This is a genomic window from Flavobacterium sp. J49 (assembly GCF_011742145.1).
Classification (GTDB): domain Bacteria; phylum Bacteroidota; class Bacteroidia; order Flavobacteriales; family Flavobacteriaceae; genus Flavobacterium.
In genome coordinates this window covers 193,808-210,959 of the sequence record NZ_JAAQQU010000099.1, presented here as the reverse complement: position 1 = coordinate 210,959, position 17,152 = coordinate 193,808, and the positions used below count along the sequence as shown (strand labels likewise).

Sequence of the window (17,152 nt, the reverse complement as noted above, 5' to 3'; positions counted from 1 at the left end):
TAATAAAAACCAACTTTTATGGATTTTACTTTATTATTAATTATCATCTTTCTTGCTTTAGTTTTTGACTACATCAATGGTTTTCACGATGCAGCCAACTCAATTGCAACGATTGTAGCGACAAAGGTTTTAACACCTTTTCAGGCCGTACTTTGGGCAGCGCTTTTTAACTTCTTGGCGTATTGGGTTTTCGGATTCGGTGTAGCCGATACCGTAGCCAAAACAGCCCATACCAGCAGTATTGACTTGACGGTGATTTTAGCCGGAGTTATTGCGGCTATTATTTGGAACTTAATCACTTGGTGGAAAGGAATTCCATCTTCATCGTCACATACTTTAATTGGTGGATTCGCCGGAGCAGCTATTGCTCACGGGTTCCGTGATGTAACTGATCCCGAGCACGCCGGATTTAAAATTGTAAACTGGTTAAAAGATGCTAAAGAAGGAGAACTATTGCCTTCTGGAGTTGTTATAGTAATCTTGTTTATTGTTTTTGCTCCTTTGTTGGGAATGATTATTTCCTATTTCATTTCTCTATGGTTAATGTATTCTTCTAAAAAGAATGTTTGGCCAAAAGTATTGACTGTGGTTTTAATGTTATTAGCGCTTTGGTTTTTTGTTTCTGTATTAAAATTTGATGTCGAACCTAAAAAAGCATTATTCCATAACAAATTTTGGTATTTCATTAGCGAACCATCCAATATCAAATGGTTTTTAGTAGCTATCATTTTTTACAGTTTGGCTATTTTTAACTTGGTCTTTAGTAGTTTCTCTACTGCCAAAGCCGAAAGAGTATTAAAGCGAATGCAGTTGTTGTCTTCAGCCGCTTTCAGTTTAGGCCACGGTGGAAACGACTCTCAAAAAGTAATGGGAATCATTGCAGCTGCAGTAGCAGTTTACATCAAATCTAATCCGAATATCGATATGTCTGCCGGTTGGTTAGACCTGAATGTGGTTTTACCTTCTGAAAAAGACGGTGTGAAAATTGACGGTGTAATGCCGGAATGGATTCCGTTGACTTGTTATACCGTAATCGCTTTAGGAACTTTAAGTGGTGGTTGGAAAATTGTAAAAACCATGGGTTCCAAAATTACTAAAGTAACCGCTTTTGAAGGCGTAGTTGCCGAATCAGCGGGTGCGTTAACTTTATTCTCTACAGAACACTTTAAAATCCCTGTATCGACTACACATACCATTACAGGTTCTATCATTGGAGTAGGAGTGACTAAAAGGGTTTCAGCCGTTCGTTGGGGTGTAACTGTAAAACTATTGTGGGCTTGGATTTTAACTATTCCGGTTTCTGCAGTTTTAGCGGCTTTGGTTTACTATTTATTAAAAATATTTATCTAAAAAATTTATATGCAAAAAAGCCAACTGTAATGGTTGGCTTTTTTTATAACTAATCCTTATTTGTTATTAAATCATTTACTAAACATCAATTTATCATTAAGACTAAACAACAACACACACAACTAAACATGAAAAAAGTATTACTCATTGCTACTTTACTGGTATCAATATCAATCTCGGCTCAGGTTACTATTGAGCAGACCAAGCATGACAACGATATCAAACTATCGGCCTTGCCTTATTACAGTTTTGGTAAAGGAATCGGAATAACATCACCGGATAGTTTGTTCCAAATGAACATCCGTTTCCGAATGCAAAATCGCGTTTCTTATATTGAGAACGATGGTGAAAATGGGGCTTATGACGGTCAAGTGCGTCGTTTGCGTTTGCGATTTGACGGTTATGTTGGTAATCCAAAATTCTTATATGCTATTCAATTGTCATTTGCACCGGGAGATGTGGGTGAAGTCAAAGAAGGCGAAAACATTAACATCATCAGAGATGCGGTAGTATTTTATCGTCCTACTAAAAATTGGAACATTAGTTTTGGTCAAACCAAATTACCCGGAAACCGACAACGTGTTAATTCTTCCGGAGGTTTGCAACTAACCGATAGAACCATTAACAATGCCAAGTTTACTATTGATAGGGATTTTGGTTTTCAAGTCCATGACATGAACGAATTCAAAGACAAATTCTCTTATAACATAAAAACAGCACTTTCAAGTGGTGAAGGAAGAAACCAAACCGGTAAAGCCGATGATGGAATTGCGGTGACAGGAAAATTAGAGTTAATGCCTTTTGGTGCTTTTACCAAAGACGGGACTTATTTTGAAGGCGATGTAATCCGTGAAAAGAAACCAAAATTATTGTTATCCGGTGCTTTTCACCAAAACAATCACGCACAGCGTACGCAAGGGCAATTGGGTAATGATTTATTCGAAAGAAGAACCATGAAGTCTGTTTTATTAGATGCCATGTTCAAATACAACGGTTGGGCAGCCATGATGAGCTACATGTCGAGAACCACGAACGAAAATGCGTTAACTTTCAATCCCGATGATATTACCGAAAGCAATTATGTGTTTGTTGGTAACGGATTTGACTACCAAGCCAGTTATATCACTAAGTCTAATTATGAATTCATTGCCCGATATTCGACTCAGAATGTGGGTAAAGATATTGAAACCTTGACACCAAATACCCGTGAATATTCGGTTGGTTTGACCAAATACATTTGGGAACACACTTTCAAATTGCAGGCCGAGTTGAATTATGACACTTTGAAATATTTCGACGGCAGTTCTAAAAACAATTGGTACTTGCGCTTTCAAGTCGAAATCGGAATCTAATACTAAAGTCTCTTCGGAGACTTTTTTTATTTAGTATGGTATTAACTTTTGTTTTACCATTTAATAGTTAATTTTGGGCTAACTAATTTAACTACTATGAAACTAAAAAAAATCATCATGGCGATAGTACTGTCATTGTCATTCAACAGTTTTGCCCAACTCACTGCTGTCGACTACAAAGACGGTGAACAAGTGTTAAGCGGCTTTGGGATTAAGCCAAAAAGTGTGTCAAAAGACAAACCGGGTGTATTGCTTCTGCCGGCTTGGTTTGGCATTGACGGCCATTCTAAAGAAAGTGCAGAGAAATTAGCCGAACTGGGTTACTATTCTTTCGTTGCCGATATTTACGGAAAAGACAACCGTCCGAAAAACAGTGCCGAAGCCGGAAAAAATGCCGGTTATTACAAAAAGAATTATGACGAATACCAAAAGAGAATTCAATTGGCATTAGACCAACTCGTAAAACTGGGTGCGAATCCGGATAAAATTGTAGTCATGGGGTATTGCTTTGGCGGAACCGGAGCAATTGAAGCAGCGAGAGCCAATTTAAAAGTGCAAGGTGTAGTTTCTTTTCACGGTGGTTTAGGGAAGGACATATCAAGACCGATAGGAAAAATTAACCCAAAAGTTTTAGTGCTTCATGGCGCCGATGATCCTTTTGTGCCTAAGGAAGAAGTTGATGCTTTCCAAACCGAAATGAGAGCTTCCGGTGCCGATTGGCAAATGGTTTATTATGCTAATTCGGTTCACGCTTTTACTCATAAAGATGCCGGAAGCGATAACAGCAAAGGCGCAGCCTATAATGAATTGGCCGACAAACGTTCGTGGATTGCTCTTAAAGATTTTTTAAAAGAGGTTTTATAAATTGATTCCAGTTTAATAAAAAAGCCCAAAATAGTCATCTACTTTGGGCTTCGTTAGTTCTATAAAATACAAAAGTCGATCTGGAGCGATCGACAATTGCGGTGAGGTGTAACTTCCTTTACGGAATCCTCGTGGCAAATATAAAGCTTAATAACGAATTACGAATTATAAATTACAAATTATTTATCTCTTCGTAATTCGTAATTTCAAATTCGTAATTATTTATTAGAGTCTCTTACCATTCTTTTCAAAATGGCCCATTGTTTTAAAGCATCGCGAGCGTCAATGGCAGGATAACCCAAAACTGTTTTTCCGGCTTCAATATCACAAGCTACTCCCGAACCGGCACCAATAATAGCACCATCGCCAATAGTAGTGTGGTCTTTAATCGAAGCGCTTCCGCCAATAATTACACCGTTCCCTAAAGTTACGGAACCGGCTAAACCGGAATTCCCGGCCATGATGCAGAATTTGCCCAACTTAGAATTGTGCCCAATTTGTACTAAATTGTCAATTTTACAACCATCGCCTAAGACAGTTGAGCTAAATTTGCCTCTGTCAACACAAGAGTTGGCGCCAATTTCAACACCGTTTCCTAAAATTACATTTCCAATTTGCGGAATTTTAACCAAGCCTCTTTCCGGACAAGGTCTGAAACCAAAACCGTCTGCGCCTATAGTACAATTCGGATGCAAAATACAATGACTGCCTACATGACAACGTTCTCTGATGACAGTGCCCGACCAAATGATGGTGTTTTTTCCAATTGTACATTCGTCTAAAATAGTCACATTAGGATAGATAGTGGTATTTTCACCGATAGTAACATTTGGTCCAATATAACATCCGGCGCCAATTCGGACACCGTTTCCTATGGCAACAGAATCATCGATTACCGCTGTGGGATGAATGTCAACTGAAAATACCGGTGGAGCAGGAGCAAAGAGTTCCAACACTTGTGACATGGCTAAGTCGGCATTTTTGACTTTGATAAACGCACGATTGTCACCGGGTTCTATACTAATGTCTTGGTTTACAACGGCAACACAAGCTTTGGAAGTTGCCCAAAGCTTTTCATATTTTTTGTTGCCAATAAAAGATATTTCTGTTTCAGCAGCAGATTCTAATTGCTCTGCTGCTGTGATTTTATGCGATGTATGACCTACGATTTCTCCTAGTAATACATTGTTGATTTCTTGAATTGAGAAAGAACTCATGGTGGTTTTGGTTGGTTATAGATTTCAAATAACTGAAAACAGATTTGAATATCCTAATAATCCAAAACAGAAATTGACTTTATTCATCCTCTTTTTGACCCATCATCATCAAATAGGCTTTCAGGAATTCATCGATATTGCCGTTCATGACGCCTTCAACATCGCTGGTTTCGTAACCCGAACGCACGTCTTTTACCAATTTGTAAGGATGCATCACATAGTTCCGAATTTGAGAACCCCATTCGATTTTCATTTTTCCGGCCTCGATGTCACTGCGTTGGGCTTGTTGTTTTTTTAACTCTATTTCATACAATTGCGATTTCAACATTTGCATCGCCCGTTGGCGGTTGTCTTGTTGCGAACGCGTTTCTGAACATTGGATTTGAATTCCGGTTGGCTTGTGGAATAACTGTACTTTGGTTTCTACCTTGTTAACATTTTGTCCACCGGCTCCACTTGAGCGAGAAGTGATAATTTCGATATCGGCCGGATTGATTTCAATTTCAATAGTATCATCCACTAATGGATACACATAAACCGAAGCAAAAGATGTATGGCGTTTGGCATTACTGTCAAAAGGCGAAATTCTCACCAAACGATGCACCCCGTTTTCGCCTTTCAGGTACCCAAAAGCATAATCACCTTCGATTTCTAAAGTCACGGTTTTGATTCCGGCTACATCGCCTTCTTGAAAGTTCAACTCTTTGACTTTATAGCCTTGATTTTCGGCCCACATCAAATACATACGCATTAACATCGACGCCCAATCACAACTCTCTGTTCCGCCAGCACCGGCTGTAATTTGCAGTACCGCACTCAAACTATCGCCTTCATCCGAAAGCATATTTTTGAATTCTAAATTTTCGATGTGCGCATTTGTAATTTCGTACTGCTCATCAAGCTCTGCTTCGGTGGCATCGCCGTCTTTGAAAAATTCGTACACCATTTGAAGTTCTTCCGCCATAGCATTGCCTTTCTCAAAATCTTCGACCCATTTTTTCTTGGAACGCAAGTTTCTGACAATGATTTCGGCTTCTTTGGCGTTGTTCCAAAAGTCGGGCGCGAAGGTTTTTTCTTCTTCGTTGGTAATTTCTATAAGCTTGGCATCAATGTCAAAGATACCTCCTCAACGCACCAAGGCGTTCTACAATACCTTTTATTTGTTCGGTATTTGTCATAAATAATGTAGTTTTGTGGTTTACTATTGAACCCTAGCCCCGATAGTAGTGAAAATCCTTTTTGTTTTAGAAAAATGCCCTTCGACTGTGCTCAGGGTGACAAAACAAAAAGATTGTAGCGAATAGCGGGATTAGCTTCTAATAAATATAATGCGAAAGTAAGCTATCTTCATAAAATATGGAAATTAATTTAATCAGCGATACCGTAACCAAACCTTCTCCCGAAATGTTGCAAGCCATGTTCAACGCCAAAGTAGGTGATGACGTGTTTAAGCAAGACCCAACCGTAAATGCTTTTGAAAAAATGGTAGCCGATTTATTTGGCAAAGAAGCCGCGTTATTTTTTCCTTCGGGAACTATGGCGAATCAAACGGCGATTAAATTAAATACCAATCCCGGTGACCAAATTATTTGTGATAAATGGTCGCACATTCACTTGTACGAAGCGGGTGGAGCGTCATTCAACAGTGGCGTTAATTTTAATTTATTGGATGGCAATAGAGGTATGATTACAGCCGAACAAGTCAAAGCCGGCATTAATGACCCCGAGTTTTATCACGCGCCCTTATCGAAAATGGTCGGGATTGAAAACACCACTAATAAAGGTGGCGGCGCTTGTTATGATTTGGAAGAATTGAAAAAAATCAAGCAAGTTTGTGTCGATAATAACTTAAAATACCACTTAGACGGCGCGCGTTTGTGGAATGCCATTGTCGAGAAAAAGCAACATCCAAAGCAATTTGGGGAATTGTTCGATACGATTTCCGTTTGTTTTTCTAAAGGATTAGGTGCGCCAATTGGTTCGGTTTTAATTTCTGATGCCGAGACGATGCATAAGGCTTTGCGTATTCGAAAAATTTTTGGTGGTAACTTGAGACAATCCGGTTATTTGGCGGCAGCCGGTATTTACGCTTTGCAAAATAACATCAATCGACTAACCGACGACCACAGAAGAGCTAAGGAATTAGGCCAAGCTTTGCAGCAATTGTCTTGGGTGGATAAAGTAGAACCGTCGGAAACCAATATTTTAATTTTTGAAGTCAAAAAAACTCTAAACGAAAAAGCGGTTATTGAAAAACTAAAAACCAAAGGCATTCTTATCAGCTCTATGGGACAAGGTAAATTGCGTATGGTTACACACTTAGACTACCGTCAAGTAATGCATGAGTATGTACTAGAAGCCTTAGCAAAGATTGAATTCTAAGTTCAAAACTGTTAATTTTTAAGTTTATAACTTCCTGTACTGGTCAATAATTATGCGGGCATAATAGTTATTTTTGTAGTTGATAATAAACAACTCCATGCCCGAAACTATACTATTACCGCCAAAAGCTACGATTATTCCACACACGATGGAAAAGCATGGTCATGTTCGCACCGATAATTACTATTGGTTAAACCAAAGAGAAAAACCGGAAGTCATTGAATATCTCAATCAGGAGAACGAATATTACCAACAATCTACCGCGCATACCAAAAATTTTCAAAAGGATTTATTCGAAGAAATGAAAGCCCGTATTAAGGAAGATGATGAATCGGTTCCTTATTTTTACAATGGCTATTACTACATCACGCGTTTTGAAAAGGGCAAAGATTATCCGATTCATTCCCGCAAAAAAGGCAGTTTGGATGCCCAAGAAGAAATTATGTTCGACTGTAATGAAATGGCAAAAGGACATGCCTATTTCAACTTGGCCGGATTGAGTGTGAGTGAAGATAATGTTTGGGCCAGTTTTGGAACCGATACGGTTTCGAGACGACAATATACCATACAAATTAAGAATTTAGTTACCGGAGAAATACTTCCTGTAAAGATTGAAAATACCACCGGTGGCGCGACTTGGGCGAGTGATAACCAAACCTTATTTTACTCGCGCAAGGATGAACAAACCTTACGTCCCGATAAGATTTACAAACATAAAATAGGTACAGCTTCCGATAAAGATAAACTGGTTTATTTTGAAAAAGATGAAACCTTTGATGTTTCTGTGTACAAATCAAAATCGAAGAAATACATTATCATCAATTCTAATAGTACGCTAACTACGGAATACAGAACCGTTTTGTCGGCTACGCCTGACGCTAAGTTTACTATTTTTCAAAAGCGATCGCGCGGATTAGAATATTCGATGTCGCATTTTGGAGACCATTTTTACATCGTAACCAACAAAGACAAGGCTACCAACTTTAAGTTGATGAAAACGCCTGAGAAGGCTACCACTAAAGAAAATTGGGTAGATGTGATTCCCCATCGCGAGGAAGTTTTGTTGGAAGATATTGATATTTTCAAAGACTATTTGGTCGTGACCGAGCGTTTCAATGGTTTGAATCAAATTCGAATTATGCCGTGGAGTGGAAAAGGAGACTATTATTTGCCGTTTGAAAGTGAAACCTACATGGCTTACACAACGACAAATGTTGATTTTGATACTCAAATCTTACGTTATAGCTTTCAATCTTTGGCGACACCGTCTTCAGTAATTGATTTCAATATGAAGACCAAAACCAAAACGGTTTTAAAAGAACAGGAAGTTTTAGGCGGACAATTCGACAAAAACAATTACACTGAAGAACGACTTTGGGCAACAGCCAAAGACGGAACAAAAGTGCCTATTTCCATGGTATATCGCAAGGGTATTCAAAAAGACGGTAATAATCCAACGCTTTTGTATGCCTATGGTTCGTATGGTGTAACTATGGATTGTCATTTCTCATCGGTGCGATTAACTTTATTAGACCGAGGATTTATTTTTGCCATAGCTCACATTCGTGGCGGAGAAGATTTGGGTCGACAATGGTATGAAGACGGCAAGTTGTTGAAAAAGAAAAATACGTTTACCGATTTTATTGATTGTTCCCAATTTTTAATTGACAACAAGTATACTTCACCAAAACATTTATACGCAGAAGGCGGTTCGGCTGGCGGACTTTTGATGGGTGCAGTGGTAAACATGGCACCGTATTTGTTCCATGGAGTCATCGCGCAAGTACCATTTGTAGATGTAGTCACCACGATGTTAGATGATACCATTCCGCTAACCACAGGAGAGTATGACGAATGGGGCAATCCGAATGTAAAAAAATATTACAATTATATGCTTTCGTATTCGCCATATGACAATGTAGTTGCACAAGACTATCCGAATATGTATGTATCGACAGGATTACACGATTCTCAGGTACAATATTGGGAACCAGCAAAATGGGTCGCCAAATTAAGAGTATTGAAAACTGATAATAATCAGTTATATTTGGATACCAACATGGATACAGGTCACGGTGGAGCATCGGGAAGGTTTGAAGCAATTAAGGAAATCGCCAAAGAATACAGTTTTTTGTTAGATTTAGAAGGAATAAAAAGATAGTTTAAAATATTTTATTAAATTTGCAACGTTTAGAAGTCTGTAATTTGGGCTTCATAAATACGCCTTGACTAATTTATTTTATGAAAGAAGATATAAAAGCTCACGATAATGTGTTAAGTTTAATAGGGAATACTCCACTAATTAGACTTAATAAAATCACAGAATCTTTACCTGGAAATTTTTATGCTAAGGTTGAAGCTTTCAACCCCGGGCATTCCACCAAAGACAGAATTGCATTATATATTATTGAAGAAGCTGAAAGGCAAGGAATTTTAACTCCTGGTGATACCATTATTGAAACGACATCGGGTAATACCGGGTTTAGTTTGGCCATGGTTAGCATCATCAAAGGATACAGCTGTATTTTGGCGGTAAGTTCTAAATCTTCTAAAGATAAAATAGACATGTTGCGCAGTTTGGGTGCCAAAGTGTATGTTTGTCCGGCACATGTTTCTGCCGATGACGAGCGTTCTTACTACAATGTGGCCAAGCGTTTACACGAAGAAACCAAAGGTTCTATTTATATCAATCAGTATTTTAACCAATTAAATATTGATGCACATTACAAATCAACGGGTCCGGAAATTTGGGAACAAACCAACGGAAAAATAACCCATTTGGTTGCGTGTAGCGGAACAGGAGGAACAATCTCTGGTGCTGCGAAATATTTAAAAGAACAAAATCCGAACATTAGAATTTTAGGTGTCGATGCTTTTGGTTCGGTATTGAAAAAATACCACGAAACCAAAGAGTTTGATGCGGATGAAATTTACCCATACAGAATAGAAGGGTTAGGGAAAAATTTAATCCCAACGGCTACCGACTTCGACGCTATCGATCATTTTATGAAAGTTACCGATGAAGAAAGTGCACATACGACCAGAGAAATTGCCAAAAAAGAAGGTTTATTTGTTGGCTACACTTCGGGAGCTGTGATGCAAGCGATTAAACAATATGCCGAAGAAGGGGAGTTTGACGAAAACAGCAACGTAATCGCCATTTTCCCTGACCATGGTTCGCGCTACATGAGCAAAGTATACAGCGACGACTGGATGAACGAGCAAGGTTTCTTTGACAGTATTAATGCAGAAGAAGCACAGAAAATAGAATTTATCAAATAAGTTGGATGGCGGAAGCCGAAGATGAAGATATAAAAAAACGCCGAGCATTTGCTTGGCGTTTTTAGTTTTAATGGGTTGCAGATTACTACTTCTAGCCCCGATTCCTTCGGTAGTCGCTAGGCTCGTGTGGAGCAAGCTACCCTGCCTGTCGGCAGGCATGTAGTGTGGATAGCGGGAGCAGTGTTCTAAGAAATCCAAAACGTTCTGCTCCTAAAAACAAAAACGCCAAGCAAATGCCCGGCGTTTATATCTACTATGTGAAATTTAATATCTGATATTACTCTTCCATCGTATGATACACGTTCATCACGTCATCATCTTCTTCGATTTTTTCGATTAGTTTTTCCACGTCGGCCATTTCGGCTTCTGTTAGTTGCTTGGTGATTTGCGGAATGCGTTCAAATCCTGAGGATAGGATTTCGATACCACGATTCTCTAATTCTTTTTGAATGGCGCCATAACTTCCGAATGGGGCATAGATTAAGATACCGTCTTCATCGGCAAAGATTTCTTCGGCACCAAAATCGATGAATTCCAATTCCATTTCTTCAATATCGATGTTGGTATTCGGAATTCTGAAGTTGCAAGTGTGGTCAAACATAAATTCTACCGAACCTTGTGTGCCCAAAGTACCGTTGCATTTATTAAAATAGCTTCTGATGTTGGCTACAGTTCTGTTGTTATTGTCGGTTGCCGTTTCAATTAAAATAGCAATTCCGTGTGGTGCGTAACCTTCAAATAAAACCTCTTTATAGTTGGCCGTATCTTTGTCGGTGGCTTTTTTGATGGCACGTTCTACGTTTTCTTTCGGCATGTTGGCCGATTTAGCGTTTTGGATTACGGCTCTCAAACGGGCATTGGCTTCGGGGTTTGGTCCGCCTTCTTTTACCGCCATAACGATATCTTTTCCAATGCGTGTAAAGGCTTTGGCCATCGCAGCCCAACGCTTCATTTTTCTTCCTTTTCTAAATTCAAATGCTCTTCCCATTTCTGATAGAATGTTATTTATTTTTGTGCAAAAATAAGGGTTTATTCGATTATTGCAAACAAATTAACCAACGGGAACATGACCTGAAATAAAATTATCTCCGGTAGTATTCCAATTGCCGATTATGGTGTTTTTTTCTTGTAAATTGGCGTTGTTAATCTTGTTGAAATTGTCGATTTCCTTGTTGATTTGTTTGACCATGCCATTGTAGTTGTCAATTTCCTCTTTGGTTCTGTCTTTGTCTGATTTGGATTCCAATGATTTTCTGGCGGTATCAAATTTTTCATTGAACATTAAGAAGTCGACCACTTTGGGAGCGTATTGCAAAGCTTCTTTTTTATAGTATTCCAAAGCTTTTTTGGTCACCAAAACCATAGTGTTATCGCCATTGTAAGGTTTAATGGCTTTTAGTTTTTCCAACCCTTCGTCAGCATACTGTATCAAGGCACTGCTGTTTTGTTGAATGGCGCCAATGTCTTTCTTTTCGATGGCTTGCGACAAAAACAAATCGGTGATATTGGTTTTGAAGAATATCAGGTACAATTGGGTGTGGTAATCAAAAACTTCTGCAGAAATTTTCATCTTTTTGCCCAATTCGCTCGTGTCTTCAGATAGGTTTATATTGTATTTGGCGGCGAAAGTTTTTTGGGCCAAACTCACTTTTTCATATTCGGCATCGATTTTCTTATTGACCAAATCACGAGTCATGATGAATGCTTCCATCAAGTCATAAGATTGCTCAGCAACTTCTTGCATGTTGATGATTTTATCGTATTCTTCGTTGATGTTTTTTTCAGAAATGTTTAAGAATTCAATCACTTGATTTCGATATTCTACATCGCCTTTGTAGCCGTCTTTTAGTGCGCTGACTTTTTTGTTGGCGGTTTGTATGCTTTTTACCAAAAGCTTTCTTGTGTTGTCAATGCGGCGTGCGCTTTTAGAATGGGCGACAGCAGAAGTGTACTTCCACATGCTTTTTGAAATGTTCTCTTGTTCTTTACCAATATAACTCAAATAGTCGACCGGTGTTTTGAATTCTTGGGCTTTTAAATTTAAACAAACAAAAAATGTGATAGTCAATAATAATTTGATTTTCATAAAGTTATGGTTTAAAATTTTTAACATCGTTTAAGATGTTTAAGGCTTCCAAAATATGGTAGTTTTGTTTGATTTCTTTGATTCTTTCTATATTACAGCTTTTCAAATAGTCATCATATTTTTGGTATTCATTATCGGTAGAATTTTGCTCAACAGTTATCGGATAAATTCTTTCGCTGGTGGATTGGATTTCTTTCCAAAGCTTGTTTATCTTAGCCACATCATCAAAGACGGCCGAAAATTGCAACAGTACCGGTGGCAAATCATTATCGTAGAGCGGATTGATTTTGGCATTCAGCAGTTTGATATCACTTGCTAATTTGTCATTGTCAATGCGATATTGGCTCAAAGAGATGGCGTTGGTTTTAATGCGCTCGTTGGCCAATCGATGGTATTTAACATTGATCCCGATTTCATCATTTTTTAAGGCGGTTTTGTTACTGTCTTCTCTTGGCATTTGCTTGTCAAACAACAAGGGAATTTCCACATCCGGAATGATACCGTTGTATTGATTGCTTTTTCCGGTTACGCGATAAAATTTCTCCAGTGTCAGTTTTAAAAATTCATTGTTTTCTGTATTAAGCGGAAATATTCGCTGCATGGAAGCTTTCCCCAAAGAACGGTTGCCAATGATTAGGGCCCGACTGTAATCTTGCATGGCATTGGCAAAAAACTCACTGGCAGAAGCCGAAAAACCGTTGATCATGACGATCATCGGACCATTATAGATGGTGCCGCGATTCATGTCTTTTAAGATTTGCTTTTTGTTTTTGTTGTCATTCATTACGGCCAACGGACCGGCATCAATAAACAAGCCCGAAAGACGAATAGCTTCTTCCATTGAACCACCGCCATTGTTTTCTATATCGATGATTAGCCCGTCGATTTGGTCTTGTTGCAGTTTGTAAATTTCCTTGGCTACATCACCACTGACACTCGATTTTCCATTTTCAAAAGTAGCGTAGAAGCTCGGAATTCTGATGTATCCAAAAGTACCGTTCTCTTTTTTCAACTTAAAACTGAAAACATTATTCTGGTAATCTTTCATTATTTTTTTGCTGAGTCGAACGCTGTATACTTCACCACTTTTTTTTCTGAAGGTGAAATCGGCAGTTTTGTATTCGTTAGATGTAATGATTTCGTCTATTTTCTTTACAGAGGAACAGGCAATCTCATATTCTTCATTTTGGTATTTGACTTTTAAAAGCGTGTCCCCTTTGTCGATTTTCTCAGTAAAATAAGCCGAACTTCCGGGAATGATATCGTCTACGGTCATTTCGTCCTTCTCGGTCATCGAAATATAAAGCCCAAAAGTAAGGTTGTCTGAGCTCACCGTGGAGTAAAAGGACGACTTTTCGTTTTCTGAAAAATATTCGGTGTGTGGATCAAAATAGGAGCAAAAGACCGTAAAGAAAACCGAATTAAACTCGGCTTTGCTCATTTCGTAAGTTTGGATTTTACATTCACTCTTTTCAAAAATCTTGACTTTACTGGCCGCAGCTATGGTTTCAAAATTTGCGGTAAGTGAATCTTTGTTGGTACTCAATTCCGCCACATCGCGAAGTATATTGTAAAGCAATCTTTTTTTGTACAAATGCTTTAACTCTTTCTCTTCTTTGGCATAGGGAAAAGCTTGTTTTGAAAAGACCACTTTCTCGGAACTGCTCAACGGAAAAGGTTCGTTCTTGATGGCTGCCAACAAGACTTTGTATCTCGCAATGGTTTTAGAGTAGGCGGTATAAAATTCGTCTAAAAATTGACAGTTGTTTGTTTTGAGATAGTCATCAATCTTGAGCTCGTGTTTTTGAAGTGCTTTGATTTCGGGTTCAATAAACAATCGGTTTTCATCGTCTAATTGACTGAGGAATGTTTTAAAAACATAAACCGATAAACTATCGTCTACCGGTTTTGGCTTGTAGTGATTCTCTTGAATGAGCGAGTTGATTTTTGATAAAGTTTCACAAGGATTCTTTTCAGCTTGGCCAAAAAGAAGGAAAGGAAATAAGCTCGCTAAAACAAGTAATTTGTTCACATCTATTGTTTTTTATAAAAAGGTAGTTTCACCACTTTTGCTTTTACTTTATTGTTTCTGATTTGGATGTAGATATCGCTGTCAACCGCTGCAAATTCGGTTTTTACATAACCCATTCCAATACCTTTTCCCAAAGATGGTGCCATAGTTCCCGAAGTTACAATTCCAATGTTGTTGCCATTTGCGTCTACAATTTCGTAGTCATGACGAGGAATACCTCTTTCTACCAATTCGAAACCTATCAGTTTGCGACTAACACCGGCTTCTTTTTGTTTTAAAAGATTCTCTGAATTGGTAAAAGTTTTGGTGAATTTGGTAATCCAACCCAAACCGGCTTCTAAAGGAGAAGTAGTGTCATTGATGTCGTTTCCGTACAAACAGAATCCCATTTCTAATCTTAACGTATCACGTGCTGCCAATCCGATAGGTTTGATGCCAAAGGTTGATCCGGCTTCGAATACTTTGTTCCAAACTTGCTCAGCATCCTCATTCTTGCAATAGATCTCAAATCCGCCTGAACCGGTATATCCTGTAGCAGAAATAATTACGTTTTCAATTCCGGCAAACGGACCTACTTCAAAATGGTAATATTTGATAGCCGATAAATCAACGGATGTCAAGGATTGCATGGCTTCCACCGCTTTTGGACCTTGAATGGCCAACAAAGAATAGTCTTCCGAAATGTTTTTCATATCAACACCTAAATCGTTGTGTGATGAAATCCAGTTCCAGTCTTTGTCGATGTTAGAAGCGTTTACCACCAATAAATATTGGTCTTCTTTCATGCGGTAAACAATTAAATCATCTACAATTCCGCCATCATTGTTAGGCAAACAAGAATATTGTGCACGCCCGATTTCAAGTACCGAAGCGTCATTAGAAGTTACTTTTTGAATTAGAGCCAGCGCCTTTTCTCCGGTCAATAAAAATTCTCCCATGTGTGACACGTCAAAAACGCCCACGCCATTTCTCACCGTTTCATGTTCGGCATTCACACCTTCATATTGTACCGGCATGTTGTATCCGGCAAATGGTACCATTTTGGCCCCTAAACTTTCATGAATGTGTGTTAAAGCTGTGTTTTTCATTTTGTTTTTTTTTTGACCGCAGATTCGCAGATTATCTAATTTGATTTCCGAATTAGCAGTTTAATTATTTATTTTATTAGTTTTAATCCGCGAATCTGCGGTTAATTTTTATTTTCTCACGAATGGTGGTAAAAGTTTAGTTTCTACTTCTCCAAAACCAATTCGAACCGAACTATTTTGGCAATAACCTTTCATAATTACAGTATCGTTATCATTGATGAACTTACGTTCGGTACCGTCTTTCATAATGATTGGGTTTTTTCCGCCCCAAGTTAATTCGAGCATGGAGCCAAAACTATCCGGTGTCGGCCCTGAAATCGTTCCTGAACCCATCATGTCTCCCGAATTCACGCGACAACCATTTGAGGTATGATGCGCCAACTGCTGTGACATGGACCAATACATATATTTGAAATTCGATTTAGAGACCAATGTTGGTTCTACATTTTCAGGTTCGATGTAGACTTCTAAATTAATATCGAAAGCATTTTTCCCTTTTTGTTGTAAATAAGGAAGAGGCATCGGCTCTTGGTTTGGTCCTTTACATCTGAAAGGTTCTAAAGCGTCCATGGTAACAATCCACGGAGAAATTGATGAAGCAAAGTTTTTGGCTAAGAATGGTCCGAGCGGGACATATTCCCATTTTTGAATATCACGGGCACTCCAATCATTCAACAAAACCATACCGAAAATATAATCTTCAGCTTCAGTCACAGGAATATTTTCGCCCATGATATTGGCATCGGTAGTGATGAAGGCGGTTTCCAATTCGAAATCAACTAAGCGAGACGGACCAAAGACAGGCGTGTTTTCACCGTTCGGCAATGTTTGTCCCATGGGTCTGTGAATCGGAATTCCCGATGGAATGATAGTCGAACTTCTTCCATGATAACCCACCGGAATGTGCAGCCAGTTAGGCAACAAAGCATTTGCCGGGTCGCGGAACATTTTGCCTACATTAGTAGCGTGCTCTTTGCTCGAATAAAAATCGGTATAATCGCCAATTAAAACCGGAAGTTGCATTTCTACTTCTTCCATTTTAAAAATCACTATTTCACGGTGTTCTGGATTGTCTCTTAATTTTGGATTGTTGCTGTCGAAAATATCTCCTATGCGATTTCTGACCAAACGCCACGTTTTTTTTCCATCGGAAATAAAATCATTTAGCGTGTCCTGCATAAACATATCGTCGGTCAAATCAATCCCTTCAAAATAATTAAGCTGTTGTAATGCGCCTAAATCTATCGCATAATCGCCAATTCTGGTTCCGATAGTGATGACATCTTCTTTGGTTAAGAAAACGCCAAATGGAATATTTTGAATTGGGAAGTCACTGTTTTCGGGGACAGTAAGCCAAGATTTGCGATTAGGATTATTAGTTGTAATGGGCATGATGGTGTTGATTTAGTTGTTGAAAATTTAGCAATCAAATATATCATTAACTATTAATTTAACAAACGATTTTCGTAATTTTGACCTCAATTTAACGAAATAATTTC

Annotated in this window: 13 protein-coding genes; 6 read left to right on the top strand and 7 right to left on the bottom strand. The window is 38.5% G+C overall.

Translation table 11 applies throughout. The annotated features are described in order from the left end of the window. The first annotated feature begins 18 nt into the window (after positions 1-18). The 3 genes from HA632_RS05260 (at position 19) to HA632_RS05250 (ending at position 3,566) form a co-directional block, all read left to right on the top strand. On the top strand, positions 19-1,350 hold the full coding sequence (locus HA632_RS05260; RefSeq protein WP_176306164.1) for an inorganic phosphate transporter: 1,332 nt from the start codon (positions 19-21) through the stop codon (positions 1,348-1,350). A gap of 128 nt (positions 1,351-1,478) precedes the next feature. Next, the gene (locus tag HA632_RS05255) at positions 1,479-2,702 is read left to right on the top strand and encodes a porin (RefSeq protein WP_176306163.1); all 1,224 of its coding nucleotides are present in this window, start codon (positions 1,479-1,481) and stop codon (positions 2,700-2,702) included. Between the two features lie 96 nt (positions 2,703-2,798). Next, complete coding sequence (locus HA632_RS05250) at positions 2,799-3,566, top strand: dienelactone hydrolase family protein (protein ID WP_176306162.1); 768 nt, start codon at positions 2,799-2,801, stop codon at positions 3,564-3,566. Between the two features lie 218 nt (positions 3,567-3,784). Here HA632_RS05250 and lpxD read toward each other — a convergent pair whose 3' ends face one another. Next, positions 3,785-4,783, bottom strand: coding sequence for a UDP-3-O-(3-hydroxymyristoyl)glucosamine N-acyltransferase (lpxD, locus tag HA632_RS05245; RefSeq protein WP_176306161.1), 999 nt, complete (start codon positions 4,781-4,783; stop codon positions 3,785-3,787). Between the two features lie 79 nt (positions 4,784-4,862). Then, positions 4,863-5,961, bottom strand: a protein-coding gene (gene prfB / locus HA632_RS05240) for a peptide chain release factor 2 (protein ID WP_176306160.1) whose coding sequence is annotated in 2 segments (ribosomal slippage) — positions 4,863-5,897 and positions 5,899-5,961 — 1,098 coding nt in all. Because the reading frame shifts where the segments join, the coding sequence is not laid out codon by codon here. Between the two features lie 178 nt (positions 5,962-6,139). On the opposite strand from prfB, the gene HA632_RS05235 reads away from it, so the two are divergent. From HA632_RS05235 to HA632_RS05225, 3 genes are all read left to right on the top strand, one after another. Next, positions 6,140-7,165 (top strand): low specificity L-threonine aldolase, encoded by a 1,026-nt coding sequence (locus HA632_RS05235; RefSeq protein WP_176306159.1) that lies wholly within the window; start codon positions 6,140-6,142, stop codon positions 7,163-7,165. Between the two features lie 97 nt (positions 7,166-7,262). Beyond that, positions 7,263-9,326: a S9 family peptidase gene (locus HA632_RS05230; protein WP_176306158.1), complete on the top strand. Its 2,064-nt coding sequence runs from the start codon at positions 7,263-7,265 to the stop codon at positions 9,324-9,326. A gap of 80 nt (positions 9,327-9,406) precedes the next feature. After that, on the top strand, positions 9,407-10,447 hold the full coding sequence (locus HA632_RS05225) for a PLP-dependent cysteine synthase family protein (RefSeq protein WP_176306157.1): 1,041 nt from the start codon (positions 9,407-9,409) through the stop codon (positions 10,445-10,447). Positions 10,448-10,724: 277 nt separating this feature from the next. On the opposite strand, the gene HA632_RS05220 is transcribed toward HA632_RS05225, so the two are convergent. From HA632_RS05220 to fahA, 5 genes are all read right to left on the bottom strand, one after another. Further along, on the bottom strand, positions 10,725-11,435 hold the full coding sequence (locus HA632_RS05220; RefSeq protein WP_176306156.1) for a YebC/PmpR family DNA-binding transcriptional regulator: 711 nt from the start codon (positions 11,433-11,435) through the stop codon (positions 10,725-10,727). A gap of 63 nt (positions 11,436-11,498) precedes the next feature. Continuing rightward, the gene (locus tag HA632_RS05215) at positions 11,499-12,533 is read right to left on the bottom strand and encodes a hypothetical protein (protein WP_176306155.1); all 1,035 of its coding nucleotides are present in this window, start codon (positions 12,531-12,533) and stop codon (positions 11,499-11,501) included. A gap of 4 nt (positions 12,534-12,537) precedes the next feature. Further along, positions 12,538-14,565 carry a S41 family peptidase gene (locus tag HA632_RS14070; protein WP_176306154.1) on the bottom strand — a complete coding sequence of 676 codons (2,028 nt, stop codon included), beginning with the start codon at positions 14,563-14,565 and terminating at the stop codon, positions 12,538-12,540. A gap of 2 nt (positions 14,566-14,567) precedes the next feature. Continuing rightward, complete coding sequence (gene gcvT, locus HA632_RS05205) at positions 14,568-15,653, bottom strand: glycine cleavage system aminomethyltransferase GcvT (RefSeq protein WP_176306153.1); 1,086 nt, start codon at positions 15,651-15,653, stop codon at positions 14,568-14,570. A gap of 108 nt (positions 15,654-15,761) precedes the next feature. Further along, positions 15,762-17,045: a fumarylacetoacetase gene (gene fahA, locus HA632_RS05200; protein ID WP_176306152.1), complete on the bottom strand. Its 1,284-nt coding sequence runs from the start codon at positions 17,043-17,045 to the stop codon at positions 15,762-15,764. Positions 17,046-17,152 lie beyond the last annotated feature (107 nt).